This is a genomic window from Pantoea sp. paga, from assembly GCF_007558755.1.
Classification (GTDB): Bacteria; Pseudomonadota; Gammaproteobacteria; order Enterobacterales; family Enterobacteriaceae; genus Pantoea; species Pantoea agglomerans.
The window spans coordinates 166,447-188,393 of record NZ_VLTF01000005.1 but is presented as its reverse complement, the minus strand read 5'-3'; the positions used below and the strand labels follow the sequence as shown (position 1 = coordinate 188,393).

The 21,947-nt window shown below is 53.7% G+C and carries 27 protein-coding genes; 14 read left to right on the top strand and 13 right to left on the bottom strand.

What is annotated here, in order from left to right; genetic code table 11:
* Nucleotide 1: 1 nt before the first annotated feature.
* Complete coding sequence (locus FOV68_RS15465) at nucleotides 2-421, top strand: hotdog fold thioesterase (RefSeq protein WP_186289758.1); 420 nt, start codon at nucleotides 2-4, stop codon at nucleotides 419-421.
* 72 nt (nucleotides 422-493) lie between these two features.
* Here FOV68_RS15465 and cgtA read toward each other — a convergent pair whose 3' ends face one another.
* From cgtA to rplU, 3 genes are all read right to left on the bottom strand, one after another.
* Complete coding sequence (gene cgtA, locus FOV68_RS15460; protein WP_143991161.1) at nucleotides 494-1,666, bottom strand: Obg family GTPase CgtA; 1,173 nt, start codon at nucleotides 1,664-1,666, stop codon at nucleotides 494-496.
* Nucleotides 1,667-1,908: 242 nt separating this feature from the next.
* Nucleotides 1,909-2,166: a 50S ribosomal protein L27 gene (rpmA, locus tag FOV68_RS15455; protein WP_031592019.1), complete on the bottom strand. Its 258-nt coding sequence runs from the start codon at nucleotides 2,164-2,166 to the stop codon at nucleotides 1,909-1,911.
* 15 nt (nucleotides 2,167-2,181) lie between these two features.
* The gene (gene rplU, locus FOV68_RS15450; RefSeq protein ID WP_008925416.1) at nucleotides 2,182-2,493 is read right to left on the bottom strand and encodes a 50S ribosomal protein L21; all 312 of its coding nucleotides are present in this window, start codon (nucleotides 2,491-2,493) and stop codon (nucleotides 2,182-2,184) included.
* Nucleotides 2,494-2,750: 257 nt separating this feature from the next.
* On the opposite strand from rplU, the gene ispB reads away from it, so the two are divergent.
* Entirely contained in the window at nucleotides 2,751-3,722 is a 972-nt protein-coding gene (gene ispB, locus FOV68_RS15445) for an octaprenyl diphosphate synthase (RefSeq protein WP_031592018.1), read from the top strand.
* Between the two features lie 238 nt (nucleotides 3,723-3,960).
* Nucleotides 3,961-4,245: a helix-turn-helix transcriptional regulator gene (locus FOV68_RS15440; protein WP_143991160.1), complete on the top strand. Its 285-nt coding sequence runs from the start codon at nucleotides 3,961-3,963 to the stop codon at nucleotides 4,243-4,245.
* Nucleotides 4,246-4,318: 73 nt separating this feature from the next.
* Here the strand turns inward: FOV68_RS15440 and murA are convergent, their stop codons facing one another.
* From murA to FOV68_RS15400, 8 genes are all read right to left on the bottom strand, one after another.
* On the bottom strand, nucleotides 4,319-5,578 hold the full coding sequence (gene murA / locus FOV68_RS15435) for a UDP-N-acetylglucosamine 1-carboxyvinyltransferase (RefSeq protein ID WP_143991159.1): 1,260 nt from the start codon (nucleotides 5,576-5,578) through the stop codon (nucleotides 4,319-4,321).
* A gap of 66 nt (nucleotides 5,579-5,644) precedes the next feature.
* Entirely contained in the window at nucleotides 5,645-5,902 is a 258-nt protein-coding gene (ibaG, locus tag FOV68_RS15430; RefSeq protein ID WP_010251880.1) for a BolA family iron metabolism protein IbaG, read from the bottom strand.
* Nucleotides 5,903-6,015: 113 nt separating this feature from the next.
* Nucleotides 6,016-6,321: a lipid asymmetry maintenance protein MlaB gene (mlaB, locus tag FOV68_RS15425; protein WP_010251883.1), complete on the bottom strand. Its 306-nt coding sequence runs from the start codon at nucleotides 6,319-6,321 to the stop codon at nucleotides 6,016-6,018.
* Nucleotides 6,321-6,956, bottom strand: coding sequence for a phospholipid-binding protein MlaC (gene mlaC / locus FOV68_RS15420; RefSeq protein WP_010251887.1), 636 nt, complete (start codon nucleotides 6,954-6,956; stop codon nucleotides 6,321-6,323). Before mlaC ends, mlaB begins: the two co-directional genes overlap by 1 nt.
* Before the next feature lie 15 nt (nucleotides 6,957-6,971).
* On the bottom strand, nucleotides 6,972-7,517 hold the full coding sequence (mlaD, locus tag FOV68_RS15415) for an outer membrane lipid asymmetry maintenance protein MlaD (protein ID WP_064704999.1): 546 nt from the start codon (nucleotides 7,515-7,517) through the stop codon (nucleotides 6,972-6,974).
* Between the two features lie 4 nt (nucleotides 7,518-7,521).
* A complete protein-coding gene (gene mlaE / locus FOV68_RS15410; protein WP_010251894.1) occupies nucleotides 7,522-8,304 on the bottom strand; it encodes a lipid asymmetry maintenance ABC transporter permease subunit MlaE in 783 nt (260 codons plus the stop codon).
* Nucleotides 8,305-8,308: 4 nt separating this feature from the next.
* Complete coding sequence (mlaF, locus tag FOV68_RS15405) at nucleotides 8,309-9,124, bottom strand: phospholipid ABC transporter ATP-binding protein MlaF (RefSeq protein WP_031592011.1); 816 nt, start codon at nucleotides 9,122-9,124, stop codon at nucleotides 8,309-8,311.
* Nucleotides 9,096-9,353, bottom strand: coding sequence for a hypothetical protein (locus tag FOV68_RS15400; protein ID WP_124889623.1), 258 nt, complete (start codon nucleotides 9,351-9,353; stop codon nucleotides 9,096-9,098). Before FOV68_RS15400 ends, mlaF begins: the two co-directional genes overlap by 29 nt.
* On the opposite strand from FOV68_RS15400, the gene FOV68_RS15395 reads away from it, so the two are divergent.
* The 11 genes from FOV68_RS15395 (at nucleotide 9,352) to npr (ending at nucleotide 17,332) form a co-directional block, all read left to right on the top strand.
* Nucleotides 9,352-10,332, top strand: coding sequence for a calcium/sodium antiporter (locus FOV68_RS15395; protein WP_069025731.1), 981 nt, complete (start codon nucleotides 9,352-9,354; stop codon nucleotides 10,330-10,332). The genes FOV68_RS15400 and FOV68_RS15395 overlap by 2 nt on opposite strands.
* A 16-nt stretch (nucleotides 10,333-10,348) precedes the next feature.
* Nucleotides 10,349-11,332 (top strand): arabinose-5-phosphate isomerase KdsD, encoded by a 984-nt coding sequence (gene kdsD, locus FOV68_RS15390; RefSeq protein ID WP_010251903.1) that lies wholly within the window; start codon nucleotides 10,349-10,351, stop codon nucleotides 11,330-11,332.
* Between the two features lie 13 nt (nucleotides 11,333-11,345).
* The gene (kdsC, locus tag FOV68_RS15385) at nucleotides 11,346-11,912 is read left to right on the top strand and encodes a 3-deoxy-manno-octulosonate-8-phosphatase KdsC (RefSeq protein ID WP_010251905.1); all 567 of its coding nucleotides are present in this window, start codon (nucleotides 11,346-11,348) and stop codon (nucleotides 11,910-11,912) included.
* On the top strand, nucleotides 11,909-12,481 hold the full coding sequence (gene lptC / locus FOV68_RS15380) for an LPS export ABC transporter periplasmic protein LptC (RefSeq protein ID WP_064704933.1): 573 nt from the start codon (nucleotides 11,909-11,911) through the stop codon (nucleotides 12,479-12,481). The genes kdsC and lptC overlap by 4 nt, the downstream gene beginning before the upstream one ends.
* Nucleotides 12,456-13,007: a lipopolysaccharide ABC transporter substrate-binding protein LptA gene (gene lptA / locus FOV68_RS15375; protein ID WP_064704934.1), complete on the top strand. Its 552-nt coding sequence runs from the start codon at nucleotides 12,456-12,458 to the stop codon at nucleotides 13,005-13,007. Before lptC ends, lptA begins: the two co-directional genes overlap by 26 nt.
* Before the next feature lie 5 nt (nucleotides 13,008-13,012).
* A complete protein-coding gene (gene lptB, locus FOV68_RS15370; protein ID WP_003851107.1) occupies nucleotides 13,013-13,738 on the top strand; it encodes an LPS export ABC transporter ATP-binding protein in 726 nt (241 codons plus the stop codon).
* 48 nt (nucleotides 13,739-13,786) lie between these two features.
* Nucleotides 13,787-15,220, top strand: coding sequence for an RNA polymerase factor sigma-54 (gene rpoN / locus FOV68_RS15365; protein WP_031592007.1), 1,434 nt, complete (start codon nucleotides 13,787-13,789; stop codon nucleotides 15,218-15,220).
* 21 nt (nucleotides 15,221-15,241) lie between these two features.
* Nucleotides 15,242-15,529: a ribosome hibernation promoting factor gene (gene hpf, locus FOV68_RS15360; protein WP_010251913.1), complete on the top strand. Its 288-nt coding sequence runs from the start codon at nucleotides 15,242-15,244 to the stop codon at nucleotides 15,527-15,529.
* 152 nt (nucleotides 15,530-15,681) lie between these two features.
* On the top strand, nucleotides 15,682-16,161 hold the full coding sequence (ptsN, locus tag FOV68_RS15355) for a PTS IIA-like nitrogen regulatory protein PtsN (RefSeq protein WP_010251916.1): 480 nt from the start codon (nucleotides 15,682-15,684) through the stop codon (nucleotides 16,159-16,161).
* Nucleotides 16,162-16,208: 47 nt separating this feature from the next.
* The gene (rapZ, locus tag FOV68_RS15350) at nucleotides 16,209-17,063 is read left to right on the top strand and encodes an RNase adapter RapZ (RefSeq protein ID WP_010251920.1); all 855 of its coding nucleotides are present in this window, start codon (nucleotides 16,209-16,211) and stop codon (nucleotides 17,061-17,063) included.
* Nucleotides 17,060-17,332 (top strand): PTS phosphocarrier protein NPr, encoded by a 273-nt coding sequence (npr, locus tag FOV68_RS15345; protein WP_010251923.1) that lies wholly within the window; start codon nucleotides 17,060-17,062, stop codon nucleotides 17,330-17,332. The genes rapZ and npr overlap by 4 nt, the downstream gene beginning before the upstream one ends.
* 3 nt (nucleotides 17,333-17,335) lie before the next feature.
* Here npr and mtgA read toward each other — a convergent pair whose 3' ends face one another.
* Together mtgA and arcB are read right to left on the bottom strand one after the other, a co-directional pair.
* The gene (mtgA, locus tag FOV68_RS15340) at nucleotides 17,336-18,055 is read right to left on the bottom strand and encodes a monofunctional biosynthetic peptidoglycan transglycosylase (protein ID WP_010251926.1); all 720 of its coding nucleotides are present in this window, start codon (nucleotides 18,053-18,055) and stop codon (nucleotides 17,336-17,338) included.
* Nucleotides 18,056-18,942: 887 nt separating this feature from the next.
* The gene (arcB, locus tag FOV68_RS15335; protein WP_143991158.1) at nucleotides 18,943-21,276 is read right to left on the bottom strand and encodes an aerobic respiration two-component sensor histidine kinase ArcB; all 2,334 of its coding nucleotides are present in this window, start codon (nucleotides 21,274-21,276) and stop codon (nucleotides 18,943-18,945) included.
* Nucleotides 21,277-21,947: the final 671 nt, after the last annotated feature.

Genomic DNA, 21,947 nt, shown 5'->3' with positions numbered 1-21,947 from the left:
GATGACAGCGATCTGGAAGCGATCCATTGATCTTCCCGCCCTGAATGCGCTGGGTGAGAACTCTCTGGTGGCCCATCTGGGTATCGTTTTTACCCTGATAGGTGATGATTACCTGGAAGCGACGATGCCGGTCGATGCCCGTACGCAACAGCCGTTCGGGCTGCTGCATGGCGGTGCGTCCGTGGTGCTGGCGGAGTCGATGGGCTCAATTGCGGGATATCTGGCGGTTGAGGAAGGCAGCAGCGTGGTTGGCGTAGAAGTGAATGCCAGCCATCATCGTGCGGTTTCTGCGGGTATGGTGCGGGGCATTTGCCGCCCACTGCATCTGGGTAAACGCAGTCAGAGCTGGCAGATTGAGATTCGGAACGGTCGGGATCAGCTGTACTGCAGTGCGCGACTGAGCGTGGCGGTAATGAGCTAGCTGCCGACAGAACAATGCCCCCTTTCAGGCCTGAAAGGGGGCATTGCATATCACGTTGTAGCAGGCGATCGGTTAACGCTGATAGATAATTTCAACGCCTTCGTCGTCTTCATCATCCCAGTCTTCATCCCACTCTTCATCTTCTACTTCAATCGTGTTTTCAATGGTTTCTTTGTGGTAATCGTCCCACATGAACTCCACTTTCTCCGGTTGCTTCTCTTCAAGCTCCGCTTCTTTCGGGTTAGCGTTGATGAAGCTCATCACGTCCCAGCAGAGTTCGTTGACACCGGTACGGCTTGCGGCAGAAATCAGGTAATACTTATCTTCCCAGCCCAGCGATTCAGCCACCGCTTTAGCCCGTGACTGCGCCTCTTCTTCACTGATCAGATCAATTTTGTTGAAGACCAGCCAGCGTGGCTTGTTGAACAGCTTCTCACTGTACTTTTCCAGCTCGCCGAGAATGATGCGGGCATTTTCAACCGGATCGCTTTCATCGATAGGGTCGATGTCAATCAGGTGCAGCAACACGCGGCAGCGCTCAAGGTGCTTCAGGAAGCGAATGCCCAGGCCTGCGCCATCGGCTGCGCCTTCAATCAGGCCAGGGATATCGGCCACGACGAAGCTCTGCTCGCTGTCCATACGAACCACGCCCAGGCTCGGCACCAGCGTGGTAAACGGATAGTCCGCCACTTTTGGCTTCGCTGCCGATACGGCACGGATAAAGGTCGATTTACCGGCATTCGGTAAGCCCAGCATCCCGACATCTGCCAGCAGCATCAGCTCCAGCTGCAGGTCGCGCTTTTCGCCCGGGGTACCCATGGTTTTCTGGCGCGGACTGCGGTTTACAGATGATTTAAAGCGGGTGTTGCCCAGGCCATGCCAGCCGCCTTTGCCGACCATCAGTTTCTGGCCGTGACGCGTCATGTCACCCAGTGTCTCGCCGGTACCCTGATCGATAACCCGGGTGCCGACCGGCACTTTAACTTCGATATCTTTACCGCGTTTACCGGTACAGTCTCGGCTCTGGCCGTTCTGCCCACGCTCGGCGCGGAAAGATTTTTCGAAACGATAATCGATAAGGGTATTGAGGTTTTCATCAGCGATCAGATAAACGTCACCGCCGTCACCGCCATCACCCCCGTCAGGGCCGCCTCTCGGGATATATTTCTCGCGGCGGAAGCTTACGCAACCATTACCGCCATCACCGGCGACGACCAAAATTGTCGCTTCATCTACAAACTTCATTTTCTATCTCCGTCACACAATCGCCTGCAGCACTCTGCAGACGGGTCCGCCAGGGTCTTCTGCGCTGACCAGCGGCGGATAAATCAGGATTGGCTTTCGCCAGTGCGTACATAAAGTGTACAGCAAACTTTTGTGATGCGTCGCTTTTACCGCAACAGAGCGCAGAATGTAAAAAGCCCCGCAGGAGCTGCGGGGCCTTTAATTCGTGCGTTCAGACGTTAAACGTCTGCGTCACGACAACCTTACTCAGCAACGATGCTGATGTATTTACGGTTGTTCGGACCTTTAATTTCGAACTGTACTTTGCCGTCTGCGGTAGCAAACAGGGTGTGGTCACGACCACAACCTACATTGGTACCGGCGTGGAATTTGGTGCCACGCTGACGAACGATGATGCTACCTGCCAGAACAGATTCGCCACCGAAACGTTTTACACCCAGACGTTTTGCATTGGAGTCACGACCATTTCGAGTCGAACCACCAGCCTTTTTATGTGCCATTTGTCAGATCTCCTCTTATGCCGTGATACCAGTGATTTTCACATCAGTGAACCACTGGCGATGGCCTGCTTGCTTACGGTAGTGCTTACGACGACGAAACTTAACGATCTTAATTTTCTCGCCACGACCGTGAGCAACAACTTCTGCCTTGATCATTCCGCCTGAAACCAGTGGCGCGCCGATTTTCACGTCTTCGCCATTAGCAATCATCAGAACCTGGTCAAACTCAATCGTTTCACCGGTTGCGATGTCCAGCTTTTCCAGGCGAACGGTCTGACCTTCGCTTACTCGGTGTTGTTTACCACCACTTTGGAAAACCGCGTACATATAAAACTCCGCTTCTGCGCTTGCCTTTTAGTTCATCAGGCGGCGCGCTAAATATTCACAATAGGGCGCGAATTCTACGCAAAACTCCAGAAGAAGACAAGAGCACTTTGCACACTCTTGCAGAAAAAAAACACAGGCTGAATGCAACCGTTTCTCAGGCAGAAAATTCAAGTACAATCAGTAACAGATTACCTGAACGCTGGCTGGGTAAAAGCACTTACCATGGCAGAGATAACGAGTCATAGCTGAAAAGACGAATGAACTTAGAACAGATTAATGAATTAACCGCACAGGATATGGCTGCCGTTAACCAGACCATCCTCGACCAGCTGAATTCAGATGTCTCGCTCATCAACCAGTTGGGCTACTACATCATCAGTGGTGGGGGCAAGCGTATCCGTCCCATGATTGCCGTGCTATCCGCACGTGCCATGGGCTACAAGGGCGATCTGCACGTGACCAATGCGGCGCTGATCGAATTTATCCACACCGCCACGCTGCTGCATGACGATGTCGTGGATGAATCCGATATGCGTCGTGGCAAAGCGACCGCGAACGCGGCGTTTGGCAATGCGGCAAGCGTGCTGGTCGGTGATTTTATTTACACCCGCGCCTTCCAGATGATGACCAGCATGGGTTCGCTGCGTATCCTGGCGCTGATGTCAGAAGCGGTAAACGTGATTGCTGAGGGCGAAGTCCTGCAGCTGATGAACGTCAACGATCCCGACATCACCGAAGAGAGCTACATGCGCGTGATTTACAGCAAGACCGCGCGCCTGTTTGAAGCGGCCTCGCAGGCCTCGGCGATACTGGCTGAAGCCACACCTGAAGAGGAAAAAGCGCTACAGGATTATGGGCGCTATCTGGGCACCGCTTTCCAGTTAATTGACGATTTACTGGATTACAGTGCTGACGGCGAGACGCTGGGCAAAAATACCGGCGATGACCTGAGTGAAGGCAAACCCACGCTGCCACTGCTGCATGCTATGCAGCACGGCTCACCTGAACAGGCGAAGATGATTCGTGAAGCCATTGAGCAGGGAAATGGCCGCCATCTGCTGGAACCGGTACTGGAAGCGATGAATCAGTGTGGTTCACTCGAATGGACGCGCAGCCGTGCCGAACAGGAAGCGGATAAAGCGATTGATGCCTTGCGCATTCTGCCCGAATCGCCGTGGCGCAGTGCGCTGGAGTCGCTGGCGCACATGTCAGTTCAGCGCGATTTCTGATCCCTCACGGAGCCTGACAGGCTCCGTTTTTACGTTCCTGCTCTCACTTCTTTTTGTTACCTCTTAGCTGTTGCACTCCTTTTGCATGCCACCCCACAGATCAGATGCTGGATCCAAATATTACTGGAAATTAATGGGAACTATTTGCTATAAAAACCCTAATCTTTCCAGATAACGGTAAAAAGGAAAGCTCACGTCCTGCTGGACGACGCAATGACAGGGAAAAGGAGAACAGGATATGCAAAAAAGGATGGAAGACTGGCACCCGGCTGACATTATCGCGGCGCTGCATAAGCGTGGAATGACACTGGCGGCGCTGTCACGCGCAGCAGGTCTCAGTTCATCAACGCTGGCTAATGCGCTGACACGTCCATGGCCCAAGGGCGAATGGTTGATCGCCGACGCGATCAAGGTTCATCCGTGTGAGATCTGGCCCAGCCGCTATTACGATCCCGAGACCCACTGCCTGCTGGATCGCAGGAAACGTATCCGGGCGCCTGTCGATCACTCCGATAACGCCTGAAAACTCAGGCGATCCTCAGGCGAAAAAAAACCAGCCCCCAAAGGAGGCTGGTTTTTTCAGAGCATCTGCGGGATTACTCTTCGCTGACGCGCTCAATGTTGGCGCCCATTGCTTTCAGTTTATCTTCGATATGCTCATAGCCACGATCGATGTGATAAATGCGATCAACGAACGTCGTTCCTTCCGCAATACAACCAGCCAGAACCAGGCTGGCAGACGCACGTAAATCGGTCGCCATCACCTGCGCACCTGACAGGGTTTCAACCCCATGACAGATCGCCGTGTTGCTCTCAATCTCAGCATGTCCGCCCATACGAATCAGTTCCGGGATATGCATGAAACGGTTTTCGAAGATGGTTTCGGTAATCACGCCCGTGCCTTCCGCGACCATGTTTAACAGAGTGAACTGCGCCTGCATATCGGTCGGGAAAGCTGGATGCGGTGCAGTGCGCACGTTGACCGCTTTTGGCCGCTTGCCGTGCATATCCAGACTGATCCAGTCTTCACCGGTTTCGATATCGGCACCCGCATCACGCAGCTTGGCCAGCACAGCATCCAGCGTATCCGGCTGGGTTTTGTGACACATCACTTTGCCACCCGAAATGGCGGCAGCCACCAGGAAGGTACCGGTTTCGATACGGTCTGGCAGGACACGATAAACACCGCCACCCAGACGCTCTACGCCTTCGATGGTGATTTTATCGCTGCCTGCACCGCTGATTCTTGCGCCCAGGGTGTTCAGGAAATTGGCGGTATCGACAATTTCCGGCTCACGCGCCGCATTCTCAATCACGGTAGTACCGGTCGCCAGCGTCGCAGCACTCATGATGGTCACGGTCGCGCCGACGCTGATTTTGTCCATGACAATCAGTGCGCCCTTCAGGCGGCCATTGACTGACGCTTTCACGTAGCCCTCTTCCAGCTTGATCTCGGCACCCAGCTGTTCAAGACCGGTGATGTGCAGATCAACCGGACGCGCGCCGATAGCGCAGCCACCCGGCAGGGAAACCTGACCCTGACCAAAACGCGCTACCAGCGGGCCCAGCGCCCAGATTGAGGCACGCATGGTTTTGACCAGATCGTAAGGCGCACAAAATACATCTACCGCGCTGGCATCGACATGCACAGAACCGTTGCGTTCCACCTTCGCACCCAGCTGGCTCAGCAGCTTCATGGTGGTATCAATGTCGCGCAGCTTTGGCACATTCTGGATCTCGACCGGCTCTTCAGCCAGCAGCGCAGCAAACAGAATAGGAAGCGCGGCGTTCTTTGCCCCGGAAATGGTTACTTCACCACTTAAGCGGGTGGGCCCTTGCACACGAAATTTGTCCATTAACACGGCTCTCAATTAACTAGCTAAAGATTGGACTCGCCAGCGACGAGTTCACCACGCTGGGGATCAGAAACCGTTGAGTTTACGGTCACGCGCCCATTCAGCGGGAGTATAGGTTTTGATAGAGACAGCATGAATGCGGTTATCCGCGATGAATTCCATCAGCGGCGCGTAGACAGCCTGCTGCTTTTTCACGCGGCTCAGTTCGCCAAACAGTTCGCCTACGGCGATCACCTGAAAATGGCTGCCATCATTGCTCATCACATGCACTTCGTCTAAAGGCAATGCTGCCATCAGCACGGCCTGAATTTCACTGTTTTCCATTGGGCTTAACTTCACTTAATAATAATAAGGCTGACATAGTAGAGGAAAGCGGCTGACTCTTAAATACGCAAAAGCCCCTGTTGAAAACAGGGGCTTAGCATAACAACCGGATATCAGGCGCTTTTATCCGCAGAAACAATAATCTGTTGCAGATTGTAAAGCGTTATCAGCGAATGCAGTTTATCGCTGATGCCCGTAAAGCGAGGGGTAATACCCTGTGCTCGTGCGATTTCCCGCAGGTGCACCAGCAGGGCAAGCCCGGAAGAGTCCACACGCTCCAGCGCCGCAACGTCGATGGTATCGACATCTTTAATCAGCGTCTCACGTTGCTGCCACAGGCTCATCAGCGTGTCGCGATCCAGTTCGCCTTTCAGTAATAGCGTGCTGGCTTCCCGCTCCCAGCGTAACGATTCGTGCATTATTGTTGTTTATCCAGCGTGATTGGCTGTGCCGCAGAAGATTTCAGCTGCGCCGTCAGACCATCAATACCTTTGGTACGTAACAGATCGCTCCACTCATTTTGTTTGGTGGTGATCATGCTGACGCCTTCAGCGATCATGTCATACGCCTGCCAGTTACCGCTCTGGCTGTTTTTACGCCACTGGAAGTCGAGGCGAACCGGTGGACGACCATTTGGGTCGATAATGGAAACGCGAATAGCGACAATCTGGGCATCGCCTAACGGCTGCTCAGGTTGAATCTGGTAGCTCTGTCCGTTGTACAGTGCCAGTGCCTGACCATAAGCCTGCGCCAGATAGTCACCAAAGGCGCTGAAGTAGGCTTCACGCTGAGCGGGGGTCGAATCACGATAGTAGCGGCCCAGCACTAACGCGCCTGCATATTTGATCTGCACATAGGGCAGCAGCTCCTGACGCACAATCTGACGCAGGTAGTTAGGGTCCTGCTTGATTTTCGGCTGCTCGTTTTTCAGACGGGTGAACGTCTTTTGCGCCGCTTCATTCATCAGTTTGTAGGGGTTGCTCTGATCGGCTGCGGTTGCCGTCAGCGGTACCGCAACCACCAGCATGGCAATCATCAGTAAACGTTTAAACATGGTATACCCTCTTCTTTAAGGTTGAGCCGGTGCCGCAGGCGCAGCACTGTCGCCTTCCTGCGCATCCTTGTTTTCACTGTTTTGTTTATTATCGCCGCTCTTATAAAGGAACTGACCGATCAGGTCTTCGAGCACCATGGCGGATTTCGTATCGCGCAGCGTATCGCCATCTTTCAGCATCGCCGAACCCAGTTCAGGATCGTCAAATCCTAAGTTGAGCGCCAGGAATTGCTCACCCAGCAGTCCCTGAGTGCGAACCGCCAGCGAGCTGGTGTCTGAAATTTTATTCGCATACTGATCGCTGATGTCCATGGTGACACGCGGCAGCAGCGTTTTCGGCTCTAACTCAATGTTGGTCACCCGGCCAATCACCACCCCGCCAATCTTGACCGGCGAACTGGCTTTAAGACCGCCAATATTGTCAAAGGTGGCGTAGAGCTTCCACGTCGGCTCGGTGCCCATCGACTTTAAATCGGCGACGCGCAGCGCGAGAAACAGCGCCGCCAGTAACGCCATAATCATAAATATGCCAACCCAGATTTCGCTTTTTTTGCTTTGCATTGCATCAATTCCCAAACATCAGTGCTGTCAGCACAAAATCCAATCCGAGCACCGCCAGTGACGCGTGCACCACAGTGCGCGTCGTCGCGCGACTGATCCCTTCAGAGGTTGGAATCGCATCATAGCCGTTAAACAGCGCAATCCACGTCACGGTAATGGCAAATACTGCACTTTTAATCAGGCAGTTAACCACATCGGCACGAAAATCGACGGCATTCTGCATCGCCGACCAGAAGAAACCAGGATCAATCCCTTTCCAGCTCACCCCGACCAGCGCCCCACCGGCAATCCCTACCGCGGTAAAAATCAGCGTCAGTAAGGGCATACTGATAAAACCGGCCCAGAAGCGCGGCGAGACCACCCGGCGCAATGGGTCAACCGCCATCATCTCCATGCTGGAGAGCTGTTCGGTGGCCTTCATCAGGCCGATTTCGGCGGTCAGCGCAGACCCTGCCCGTCCGGCGAACAGCAGCGCGGTTACAACCGGCCCCAGTTCGCGCAGCAATGACAACGCCACCAGCATACCGAGGCTGGTTTCCGCGCCATACGTGTTTAAGACCAGATAACCCTGGAGGCCAAGCACCATGCCGATAAACAGACCGGAAACCACGATGATCAGCAGCGACAGCACGCCGACGCTATAAAGTTGTTTAATCAGTAGCGGCGTGTGTCTGCGGAACGCTGGCTTGCCCACCAGCGCATGAAAGAGCATGAGTCCTGCGCGTCCAAAACTGGCGCACGTTTCAATTCCCTGACGTCCAAATGTCGCCAGCGCCTTCAACACCATCAGTTTAGTTACTCCCTGAGCCGGTTAAATCAGCGAGATAGTCGCCGGCAGGAAAACGGAAGGGAACCGGACCATCCGCATCGCCATCAATAAACTGGCGAACGCGCGGGTCATTGTTCTCTCGCAACTCCGGCGTGGTGCCGTGTGCGATAATTTTTTGTCCGGCCACGATATAGGCATAGTCCGCAATACTCAGTACTTCCGGTACGTCGTGCGAGACCACAATACAGGTCAGGCCCAGAGCATGGTTCAGTTCATCAATGAGTTTTACCAGCACACCCATCGTGATCGGATCCTGACCGACGAAAGGCTCATCAAACATGATCAGTTCCGGCTCCAGCGCGATAGCGCGCGCCAGGGCCACACGACGCGCCATTCCGCCCGACAGCTCCGCGGGCTTCAGCTGGGCCGCGCCACGCAGACCCACCGCTTCCAGCTTCATCAGCACTGTGCTGTGCAGCAGCGGAGGAGGCAGACGGGTATGTTCACGCAGCGGCCAGGCAACATTTTCATAGACCGTCAGGTCAGTAAACAGCGCGCCAGACTGGAACAGCATGCTCATTTTTTTGCGCGCTTCGTACAATTTAGTGCGAGACAATGACGGAATGTTTTCACCACGGAAAAAGATTTCACCGCTGGTCGGCTGAAGTTGCCCCCCAATCAAGCGTAGCAGCGTGGTTTTTCCTATCCCCGACGGCCCCATTATCGCCGTCACTTTGCCTTTCGGCACGGTCAGCGAAATGTCATCGAAGATGGTGCGATCTCCGCGCGAAAAACTCACGCCACGAACCTCAACCAGATTCGATTGCTGCTGGATCATTATAACCTCTTGTAAGGATCGGGCGTAAACATGGGGTACGATGGTAGCCTGTTCGGTCCTGATTCACGATAGCTTTACAGAAACTTACCGCTAAGATTTGGCGAAAATGGTCATTAAATTTACTTTTGCCGTCCGGACGGTCAAAATCAGCGCCTGTCTCGCCAAACAGAACCTTAAACCGGTCGGGAAAGGCATTGCCGGCCTGGGTTTTTACGCAAGGATTTTTCATGTTCGTAGCTTCTGCACTGCTGATTATCGGTTTGCTTTTACTGGCATATGGTGCCGATCGTCTGGTGTTTAGCGCCTCTATACTGTGTCGATCATTTGGCATCCCGCCACTGATTATTGGCATGACCGTTGTCAGCATCGGCACCTCGCTGCCAGAGATGATCCTCTCCTTTTCCGCCGCGCAGCATGGCCAGATGGATCTTGCTGTTGGCACCGCGCTCGGCTCGAATATTACCAATATTTTACTCATCCTGGGTGCCGCTGCGCTCATGCACCCGCTCAGCGTCCATTCTAATCTGATACGCCGTGAACTGCCGTTAATGTTGCTGGTTACCCTGCTCAGCGGTTTCATGCTGTTTGACAATCAGCTTAGTCGACTGGATGGAATAGGCCTGATCGCCATTGCCGCGATTTATCTGATGGTGGTGATTCGCATTGCGCGTAACGCAGAACGGGATAACAACGATACCCTGACCCGCGAGCAGCTGGCCGAGCTGCCTCGCGAAGAGAGCGGAAATACGGTGGCCTTTCTCTGGCTGGCCGTCGCGCTGATTATCCTGCCGATGTCGACACGAATGGTGATCGACAACGCCACGGCGTTTGCCGACTATTTTGGCGTCAGCGAACTGGTGATGGGCCTGACGCTGATCGCCGTGGGCACCAGCCTGCCCGAGCTGGCAACGGTTATTGCCGGTGCGCTGAAAGGCGAAGATGATATCGCGATCGGCAATCTGATCGGCGCCAACATTTATAATATTGCCATTGTGCTGGGTCTGCCGGCGCTGATTCACCCTGGCAGTGTCGATTATCACGCCTTCGCCCGTGATTACTGGGTGATGCTGGGAGTCAGCGTGCTGTTTGCCCTGCTCTGCCTGCTACGTCGCCGCCGCGTTGGCCGTACGGCAGGCTTATTTTTACTCTGTGGTTTCTTCGTCTGGGTGACGCTGCTGTGGATGCAGCCGGCATTCATGGACGGCTAACAAGGACAGACTCACTATGTCATATCAGCAACCAACAGCATTTGATTTCCAGCAGGCGGGGAAAACCGTACTGCGCATTGAGCGCGAAGGTCTGGAACAACTCGATCAATATATTAACGACGACTTCGCCCGCGCCTGCGCCCTGATCTACGCCTGTCAGGGTAAAGTGGTGGTGATGGGTATGGGCAAGTCTGGCCATATCGGCAAAAAAATGGCGGCGACCTTTGCCAGTACCGGCACGCCCGCTTTTTTTGTTCATCCGGCCGAAGCCAGCCATGGCGATCTGGGCATGGTGAGCAAAAATGATGTGGTCATCGCCATCTCCAACAGCGGTGAGTCGAACGAAATCCTCGCGCTGATTCCGGTTTTAAAGCGTCAGCACATCACGCTGATCTGCATGACCGGACGGCCTGACAGTGCGATGGGCCGGGTTGCCGATGTGCATCTGTGTGTCCATGTTCCGCAGGAAGCCTGCCCACTGGGACTGGCACCGACCACCAGCACCACGGCCACACTGGTGATGGGTGACGCGCTGGCGGTTTCGCTGCTGGAAGCGCGCGGCTTCACCGCGGAAGACTTTGCTTTGTCCCATCCTGGCGGTGCGCTGGGCCGTAAGCTGCTGCTGCATGTGGCTGATATCATGCACAGCGGCGATGAACTGCCGCACGTTACACGGGACGCCTCGCTGCGTGATGCGCTGCTGGAGATTACCCGCAAGAATCTGGGGCTGACGGTGATCGTCGACGATCTGATGAAAATTGAAGGTATCTTTACCGATGGTGACCTGCGCCGCATCTTTGATATGGGCATCGATTTCCAGCGTGCCACCATTGGGGAAGTGATGACGCCAGGTGGCATTCGCGTGCGGCCTAATATGCTGGCGGTGGAAGCCCTGAACCTGATGCAGACCAAAAACATTACCTCAATTCTGGTGGCCGATGACGACCATCTGCTCGGTGTGGTACATATGCATGACATGCTGCGCGCTGGCGTAGTCTGAACAGGAAGAAAAAATGCAACAGGCAACCCACCCGATTGAAACCTGCTACGGCCCGGTCAGCGCTGACGTTATGGCGCGCGCCAGCAGGATTCGTCTGCTGATCTGCGATGTCGATGGCGTGATGTCCGACGGGGTGATCTACATGGGGAATAATGGCGAAGAGCTGAAGGCATTCAACGTGCGGGACGGTTACGGCGTTCGCTGTTTGCTGACCTCCGATGTGGAAGTGGCTATTATTACCGGCCGCAATGCCCGTCTGATGGAAGATCGCTGCAAAACGCTCGGCATCCGTCATCTTTATCAGGGACAATCGGATAAGCTTTTGGCCTATCGTGAACTTCTGGATAAACTGTCTCTTTCCGACGACCAGGTCGCCTACATCGGTGACGATCTGATCGACTGGCCTGTTATGGCGAAAGTGGGATTAAGCGTGGCGGTGGCGGATGCACATCCAATCCTGTTGCCGCGCGCGCATTATGTCACGCGGATTGCCGGTGGACGCGGTGCAGTTCGCGAAGTATGTGACCTGATCTTAATGGCGCAGAACAAATTTGAGGATGCCAAAGGGCAATCAGTATGAGTAAAAGCAGGCGTTGGATAACGCTGATTCTGACCTTGATTGCACTGGTTTTGATCGGCTGGAATCTTACTAACCAGGATGACGAGGGCACGCCAGTCGGCACGGACACTCAGTCACCGACCTATACCAGTGCTGATTCACACACTGTGGTTTACAACCCGCAGGGCGCGCTGTCATATAAACTGGTCTCTGACAAAGTGACCTATTTCTCGGATGATGAACTGAGCTGGTTCGACAATCCGGTCATGACCACCTTTGATGAGAACAAAATCCCTACCTGGACGTTACGCGCGGATAAAGCAAAGCTCACCAAAGATCGTATGCTTTACCTGTATGGCCATGTTGAGCTGAATACGCTGACGCAGGATTCTCAGCTTGAGCGGATCAAAACCGATAACGCCCAGATTAATCTTGTCACTCAGGACGTTACCTCTGATGACCAGGTGACATTGTATGGCCGCAGTTTTAACTCCACCGGCATGAAAATGCGCGGCAATTTACGGACAAAAAACGCCGAGTTAATCGAGAAGGTCAAAACCTCTTATGAAATTCAAAATGAACAAAAATAGCCTGAAGCTTTTACTGGCCAGCCTGCTGCTGGCAACCAGCGTTCCGGCCCTGGCTCTGACCGGTGACTCGGACAAGCCCGTCAATATTGACTCGCAGAATCAGGCGCTGGATTTGCAAGGCAATGTCGCGACCTTTACCGGCAATGTCATCGTGACGCAGGGCTCAATTAAAATCACGGCAGATAAAGTCGTGGTGACCCGTCCGGGCGGCGACAGCAAGAAAACCATCGTTGACGCCTACGGTAATCCCGCCACCTTCTATCAGATGCAGGACAGCGGTAAGCCGGTGCAGGGCCATGCCGCAAAACTGCACTATGAACTGGCTAACGATTTCGTTGAACTGACCGGCAATGCGTTCATTGAGCAGCAGGACAGCAACATCAAAGGCGATCGTATTACCTACCTGGTGAAAGAGCAGAAAATGCAGGCTTTCAGTCAGGGTCAGAACAAGCGCGTCACGACTGTACTGGTGCCGTCGCAACTTCAGGACAAAGGTTCGTCCAACAGCGGAAAGAAGAGTAACTGATAGCTATGGCCACATTAATCGCAGAAAACCTGGCGAAGGCATATAAGGGCCGTCGCGTGGTAGAAGATGTCAGCCTGCAGGTAAAATCCGGCGAGATTGTCGGCCTGCTGGGCCCGAACGGTGCCGGTAAAACCACCACCTTTTACATGGTGGTGGGCATTGTGCCGCGTGACGCTGGCCGCATTATTATTGATGATGAAGATATCAGCATCCTGCCGCTGCATGCCCGTGCGCGTCGTGGCATCGGCTATCTGCCGCAGGAGGCATCGATCTTCCGTCGCCTCAGCGTCTACGATAACCTGATGGCGGTCTTGCAGATCCGTGACGATCTGACCGAAGAGCAACGCCAGGATCGCGCCCGTGAACTGATGGAAGAGTTTCACATTGAGCACCTGCGCGACAGCATGGGCCAGGCACTTTCGGGTGGTGAGCGACGTCGTGTTGAGATTGCGCGGGCGCTGGCGGCTAATCCTAAATTTATCCTGCTGGATGAACCTTTTGCCGGTGTTGACCCCATCTCCGTTATCGACATTAAGAAGATCATTGAGCATCTGCGTGACAGCGGCCTCGGTGTGCTGATTACCGACCATAACGTACGCGAAACGTTAGCGGTCTGTGAGCGGGCTTATATCGTCAGTCAGGGGCACCTGATCGCACACGGCACACCGAATGAAATTCTTGCGGATGAGCAGGTTAAGCGGGTTTATTTGGGTGAAGAGTTCAGACTCTGATAAGGTGTCGTTAATACCGATGTTTACCTGGGAACGATCATCCTGTCTATGAAGCAAGGTTTACAACTCAGGTTCAGCCAACAGCTGGCAATGACTCCGCAATTGCAACAGGCGATTCGCCTGCTGCAACTCTCTACGCTTGAACTCCAGCAGGAACTTCAGCTTGCGCTGGAAAGTAATCCGCTGCTTGAGCAGACTGACCTGCATGAAGAGATCGATTCACGGGAGTCTTCAGAGGCCGAGGCGCTGGATACACGCGAAGCGCTTGAGCAGAAAGAGATGCCTGATGAACTGCCGCTGGATGCGACCTGGGATGAGATCTACACCGCGGGCACGCCTTCCGGCACCGGCACCGATTACCAGGATGATGAGTTACCGGTTTATCAGGGCGAGACGACCCAGTCACTGCAGGATTATCTGATGTGGCAGGTCGGACTGACGCCGTTCAGCGATACCGATCGCGCCATTGCCACCTCTATTGTCGATGCTATAGATGACACCGGATATCTCACCGTTTCGCTTGAAGAGATCCTTGACAGCATCGGTGATGATGAGCTCGAAGCGGATGAAGTTGAAGCGGTGCTGAAACGCATCCAGCGCTTTGACCCGATTGGTGTCGGCGCGCGCGATCTGCGTGACTGCCTGCTGGTGCAGCTTTCACAATATGCGCCCGAAACGCCGATGCTGGCAGAGGCGCGCCTGATCGTCAGCGAACATCTCGATCTGCTGGCAAACCACGACTTCCGCAGCCTGATGCGGGTCACACGCCTCAAAGAAGAGGTGCTGAAAGAGGCGATGCTGCTGATTCAGTCGCTGGACCCGCGTCCGGGTCAGTCGATCAACACCGGCGAACCAGAATATGTCATTCCCGATGTGCTGGTACGTAAAGTCGGCAGCCGCTGGACGGTTGAACTCAATGCCGATAGCGTGCCACGCCTGAAGATCAATCAGCACTATGCGGCAATGAGCGGCGCGACGCGGAACGACAGCGACAGCCAGTTCATTCGCAGTAATCTGCAGGAAGCCCGCTGGCTGATTAAGAGCCTGGAAAGCCGCAATGATACCCTGCTGAAAGTGACGCGCTGTATTGTTGAGCAGCAGCAGGCCTTTTTCGAGCAGGGTGAAGAATTTATGCGCCCGATGGTGCTGGCGGATATTGCCCAGGCCGTTGAGATGCACGAATCGACCATCTCCCGCGTTACCACGCAGAAGTATCTGCACAGCCCACGAGGCATTTTTGAACTGAAGTACTTTTTCTCCAGTCACGTTAATACGGAAGGTGGCGGTGAAGCCTCCTCTACCGCGATTCGTGCCCTGGTGAAAAAATTAATTTCGGCGGAAAATCCAGCCAAACCCTTGAGCGACAGTAAACTGACCTCCATGTTATCTGATCAGGGGATCATGGTGGCACGGCGCACCGTCGCCAAATATCGTGAGTCTTTATCCATCCCGCCATCGAACCAGCGTAAACAACTGGTTTGAAAGAAATGAGAAGGAAGACCTATGCAGCTGAACCTGACCGGGCAACACGTTGAAATCACTCCACCTCTGCGTGAATTCGTCAACGGTAAATTTGCCAAACTGGAACACTATTTTGAACATATCAATCAGGTCTATATTGTCCTGAAGGTTGAGAAAGTCACACAGGTGGCTGACGCAACACTACACGTGAATGGTGGCGAGCTGCACGCCACATCCGAAGCGGAAGATATGTATGCGGCCATTGACGGACTGATCGATAAGCTCACCCGTCAGCTGACCAAACACAAAGATAAACTGAAAAAACACTAACCTTCACGCTAGCGACGCGCGCCTGGCGCGCAGAGCCGACAGGATGGGGCGGATAATCCGCCCCGTTTTGTCATCTGAGCAGGCGCCGTTTGTCACACGCGTCAATACGCGCTGGCGGTGAATGGCCTGGTGAACACGCAAGTGAAACGATAATGAACAACGATCTCACACTGGAATTGAGCACAGTGCTTTCGCCAGACTGCACCCGCAGCGGCGTCCACTGCCAGAGCAAAAAACGTGCGCTGGAAATTATCAGCGAACTGGCCGCTAAGCAGCTCAACCTGCCGCACCAGACGCTTTTCGAAGCGATCCTGACCCGCGAACGCATGGGCAGTACCGGTATTGGAAACGGGATAGCCATCCCGCACGGCAAGCTGGAAGAGGATACGCTGCGCGCGGTTGGGGTCTTTATCAGCCTCGAACAGCCGATTGCGTTTGATGCCGTCGACAACCAGCCGGTCGATCTGTTGTTTGCCTTACTGGTCCCGGCTGACCAGTGCAAAACACATCTCCACACCCTGTCACTGGTGGCAAAGCGTCTGGCAGATAAAACGGTTTGCCGTCGTCTGCGCGCAGCGCAGAGTGATGAAGAGCTCTATGCCATTATTACGGAAGTCCAGTCGGAGCAGTAACGCGTCTTTACCGGCCGGGTGCCGGTTTTAAAACGGGAGAGAAGGTCATGGTGCTGATGATCGTTAGCGGTCGTTCAGGCTCGGGGAAGTCAGTGGCGCTCCGTGCGCTGGAAGATATGGGGTTCTACTGCGTTGATAACCTGCCGGTCGTGCTGCTGCCTGAGTTAGCTAACTCGCTGGCAGAGCGCAATATTTCGGCGGCGGTCAGCATCGACGTGCGTAATATGCCTGAATCCCCGGAAATTTTTGAAACCGCACTGAATAATCTGCCTGACACATTTTCCCCTCAGCTGCTGTTTCTCGACGCCGATCGCAACACCCTGATACGTCGTTACAGCGATACGCGCCGTCTGCATCCCCTCTCCAGCAAAAACCTCTCACTGGAGAGTGCGATTGATGAAGAGAGCGATCTGCTGGAGCCACTTCGTTCGCGTGCCGATCTGATCATCGACACCTCAGAGATGTCGGTGCATGAGCTGGCCGAGATGCTGCGTACCCGCCTGCTGGGCAAGCGTGAACGTGAGCTGACCATGGTGTTTGAGTCGTTTGGCTTCAAGCATGGCATCCCGATTGACGCTGACTATGTATTTGACGTGCGCTTTCTGCCCAACCCCCACTGGGATCCCAAACTGCGCCCGATGACCGGCCTCGATCGCCCTGTGGCGGCCTTCCTTGATCGCCACACTGAAGTGCATAATTTTATCTACCAGACGCGCAGCTACCTTGAACTCTGGCTGCCGATGCTGGAGACCAATAACCGTAGCTATCTTACCGTGGCGATTGGCTGCACCGGCGGTAAACACCGCTCAGTCTATATTGCAGAACAGCTGGCAGATTACTTCCGTTCACGGGGTAAGAATGTGCAGTCACGCCATCGTACGCTGGAAAAGCGCAAATCATGACCGTCAGACAAACTGTAGAAATCAAAAATAAGCTGGGTATGCATGCACGTCCGGCGATGAAGTTATTTGAGCTGGTGCAGAGCTTTGATGCCGAAGTACTACTGCGCAATGAAGCGGGCACTGAAGCCGAAGCCAGCAGCGTGATTGCGCTGCTGATGCTCGACTCGGCAAAAGGCGGCCACATTGAGATTGAGGCCAGCGGCCCGGAGGAGATCCCGGCGCTGGCAGCGGTCATTGAGTTATTTGAAGCGGGTTTCGATGAAGATTAACGCTTAGTCGAGCTGATTACGCTGCAGGAAGCCTTCTCCGCCAAGCTGGCGCATCTGACGCAGTATCCACTGCTGCCGCTCTCTGACGTAGCCTGAGGGTGCAGCAGCACGATAACGTATCGGATTAGGCAGCACCGCTGCCAGTAAGGCAGCATCTGCTGCGGTCAGCCGGCTGGCAGGCTTATGGAAGTAGCGCTGAGAAGCCGCCTCAACGCCAAAGATGCCGGGCCCGAACTCCGCAATATTGAGATAGACGGTTAAAATACGCCGCTTCGTCCAGACCGTTTCAATTCCTACCGTCAGACCCGCTTCCAGACCTTTACGCACCCAGCTGCGGCCATCCCAGAGGAACAGATTCTTCGCCGTCTGTTGAGACAGCGTGGACGCCCCACGCATCCGACTATCGCTGTTATCCAGTACAGACTCAATCGCCGCCACATCGAAGCCCCAATGGGTGGGAAACTTTTGATCTTCTGAAGCGATAACGGCCAGCCCCATCCAGGGCGAAATCTCGTCATGGCCGACCCAGTCTGAATGGGCGACATAACTAAAATCTCCGCGTAACCAGGCTCCAATCTGTCGTTCAGCCATCACCGCTGAGAACGGTACGGGTAAGAACGAAAAGAGTAAAATGCCCGCCAGCCATATTCCCAGCCACACCAGTACGATACGACCAACAATACGTCTGATACGCTGCCCGACGCTTCCTTTATGCTTGTTCATGCAATCTTCCCACACTTGTTTCAGACGTTAATCAATCACTCATGTAATCACTGCTAAAAAAGCAGCTTTTTTACGATTATCGCTGAAAACTGACTGGCTGTTTCCAGACTTTATTCAATCATTTTGCATCAACATGCTGCAACAGTTCGAAATAGTTCAAGTACTTCCGCAAAAAAGGAATCGGTTCCATTCATTGCCACTGCTTAGCCTCTTTCCAGATAAACACTTAATAATGAGTAATAAGCACCCGCACAAATCATTTACCATGCTTAACTGTTATTTTTTTCTTAATCCTGCTGAGCCCAAAGGTTAATCAGAATTATCGTTATAACGTATAAATAAACAGCGCTTAATGGCGTCACAGGTTGCCAGAACGGCACTATTTCCTTTCGGCAATAACCCTGAAGGCAGAACGGCAGAAGCACAAAGTTTTAGATTCTTTTTTATCATTCCAAATCGTTTTGGATAATTCGTGTCATTTCAGGCAGCGCGCTTGCAATATCAGCGCGTTAGCCTCACTTAAAAGGCAAATGTTAACGCGGGCTCACTTTGGTGCTGTTCAGCCTCTGCTTCCCTGCCCGGCAGCGTTAAAACTACACGAAAAAGCGTAAAAATGATTAAAATAACAGCAACACCGCACAGAAATTAATTCCTTACTTGACTGTGTTGCCAAATTAATGTTTTCTGTATTTAAACGCTGCTCAATATCACAAATTTTAATGAATCTTGTCGCATGAGAAGATGAATTTGCTAAGGTGATGACAGTGTTAACCAATACCCTGCGGCTGCATTAATTATTCAAATCATAGCGGCCGCAATGATTTCCCTGGTGTTGGCGCAGTATTTCGCGCACCCCGGCCTCGGCTGGGGTCATTTTTTCCGGGGTATCACTTATCCTGCTCTGCCACCCAGTCGCGTAATACCTGCACATCGTGTCGCCATTCATGCTTCAGCTCATCAATCCATTCACCCACATTGTCCCACCACGCCGGTAACTCCGGACTCTGGATCTGTTTCGCCAGCATCTGCAAACGCTGCAGCCCGACCGAACCCGCCGCCCCTTTGATTTTGTGCCCCTCTTCAGCAATGCCTTTCTGATCGCGCGCCATCAGATTCGATTCCAGCACCGCAAGGTAGTCCGGCATCATCTTTTCAAACATCGTCAGGCTTTGGGTAATCAGGCTGGGGCCAACCAGCTCGATATACTGTTCGAGCATCGCGACATCTAGTAGCATCCGGGTTTTGTCATCGCTGACATCAGCGATCTCCTCTTCCGGTTCTGCCTGATAATCCCAGTACTTTTTAATCATCGCAGTGAGTGCCGGCACTGCCAGCGGTTTGCTAAGCACGTCATCCATTCCCGCATCGAAGTACTCTTTTTTGTCTTTGAGGACATTGGCGGTAAGAGCAACCAGCGGGGGCAGATGCGTACCCTGGTACTGCTGGCGAATCGCACGTGAGACATCCAGCCCGGTCATATCGGGCAGCTGAATGTCCAGCAGCACCAGGTCAAACTCCAGCGGGTCAAACATCGCCAGCGCCTCGCTGCCGGTCATGGCGACCTCCACACTGCAGCCCAGCTTCTCCAGTACCGAGCGCGCCACGATCACATTAAGCTCAATATCTTCAACCAGCAGCACGTGCAGCGCAGGCAGTGGCAGGCTGTCGTCCACGCCTTCATCCTCCACCTCTTCAGCAATGCGTGGCGCTTTGATCTCTACGGTGAAGCATGCCCCCTGTCCCGGCGCACTGTGCACGCGGATATCACCGCCCATCGCCTGCGCCAGGCGGCGTGATACTGCCAGCCCGATGCCGGTACCGGTTGCGGGTTTACCGCCATGCTGATCTTTGACCTGATAGTACATAGCGAAGATCTTGTCCTGCTCCTCCTGACGGATACCCATGCCGGAGTCCTGCACCTCAAAGCGCAGCGTCTCGTCCTGCTCATAGGTTACCCGCACCACGATCTCGCCCTGCTGGGTGAACTTCACGGCGTTACCAATCAGGTTCCACAGAATCTGGCGCAGACGCGTTCCATCGGTCGAGATCATATGCGGCAGCGGCAGTTGCGGCGCGAGCACAAACTTCAGCCCTTTCGGCTGTGCCAGCAGACCGGAGAGGTTTTCTAAATCGGCCAGGAAACCGGTGAAGTCGAGCGGCTGATTATCCAGTTGCACTTTACGGCGCTCGATTTTGTCCACCTCAATCACATCATTGAAGATGTTGCCCAGCGTGATAGCGGAGACGTGGATAGTTTTCAGGTATTTCAGCTGTTCCTGATTAAGGTCGGTGTCAAGCAGGATGCGGCTCAGGCCGACAATGCCATTAAGCGGCGTACGAAGCTCGTGGCTGATCGTAGAGATAAAGGTGGTCTTCTCCCGGCTGGCGTTCTCTAACGCGTCCTGATAGCGCTTACGTTCGGTTATATCGCGGCCAAAGCCCATCAATCCGCTGCGCTTACCCACACGGTCGTAGTAAGGCACTTTACGGATCTCGAAGCAGGCTTTGCGTCCGTCGGGATATTGCAGCCACTGTTCATAGGTCAGCGAGACGTTGTGGCGGAACACCTTCTCGTCCGTTTCCAGCACCTTAGTGGCCGCTTCGTCATCATAGATATCGCGCGGCGTCAGGCCAATCAGCTGCTTTTCGCTTTTGCCGGTCAGCAGCTCCATCGCGCGGTTGCAGCCGGAGAACTGTTTATCGATGTTGCGATAGAACACCAGGTCAGGCGAGGCATCCAGGAAGGAGCGCAGGAAGGAGGATTGCTGTTCCAGCTCAATCTGTGCCTGCTCACGACGCGTTACCTCTTCACGCAGCTTATCCATCACCTGTTCGCGTGCCAGCTCCGCCTTTTTACGATCGCTGATCTCCTGATTCAGCTGCGTAATGGTCTCTTTCATCTGCTGATTGAGTTCCAGATCGCGGGTACGCATCTCTTCCAGCTTATCCACCAGCCGTGCCAGTCGTTGCCGTGACTCCTCCAGCTGATCGACCACCACCGAGAGAAAATAGACCGCCCAGGGCGTGATCAACAGCCCGAAGAAGACCGAACGCACCACGTCAATACTCTCGACATGGCCCCGCAGTACCATCGTGACCGCCATCTGGACAATCATCGCCAGCACCACCAGCGCAGACGCCAGCAGCAGCGAGAACCTCACCAGTCCAAGCTTCACCATTAAATCAACGTAGTACTGCGCCAACAGACGAATTTGTTTCATAACAACTCCCTGGAAGAGAAACAGCCTCATAATAGCGCAGTTACCCCACTGCCGTCGCAGCACGTCGCGTGGAGATAAGGGATCAAATGCGCTTTTATGGTGCAGCAGCCTCGCCGATCGGCGACGTTAAGGACAAAGCGGTTAAAACCCTTGACTGACTGTGCCAAATGAATAATCTGTAAGGCCGCCAGCGAATCATCGATTCCTCTGTACGGCCTTTTTTCAATATCCTGGCAGCGTCCTGTTGCGCAGGCACACCCTTTTATATGCATACCCATTCATCTTTAATGCTGTTTTAAGCATGCCCATGCTGATTAATTTTTCTTATAACCAACCGTGGTTTCATTCAAATAGCCGGACATAAGAAAAACAGATACATGCTATGCATCATGGGTGCTGAACAGCATTTAATGCTGCCAAAGACCCTGTCACCAGCATGGTGCAGAGATCTGACGCCTGCACTACAGTGAGTCAGTTCACATTTATCGGCCTGTCTCCTGGCACCAGAGTGATACATTTTAAACCATAAAAATAATTAAATTCATAGCCTTAAGCAGATAAAACGCCTGATAATCCCGTCTGACCACCCTATTTGACCTGATTACGCTTTCCCGATAAGTTGGAAATCCGCTGAAAGCTTTCCAGACGGGCCATTGTCTCGGCATATCTAT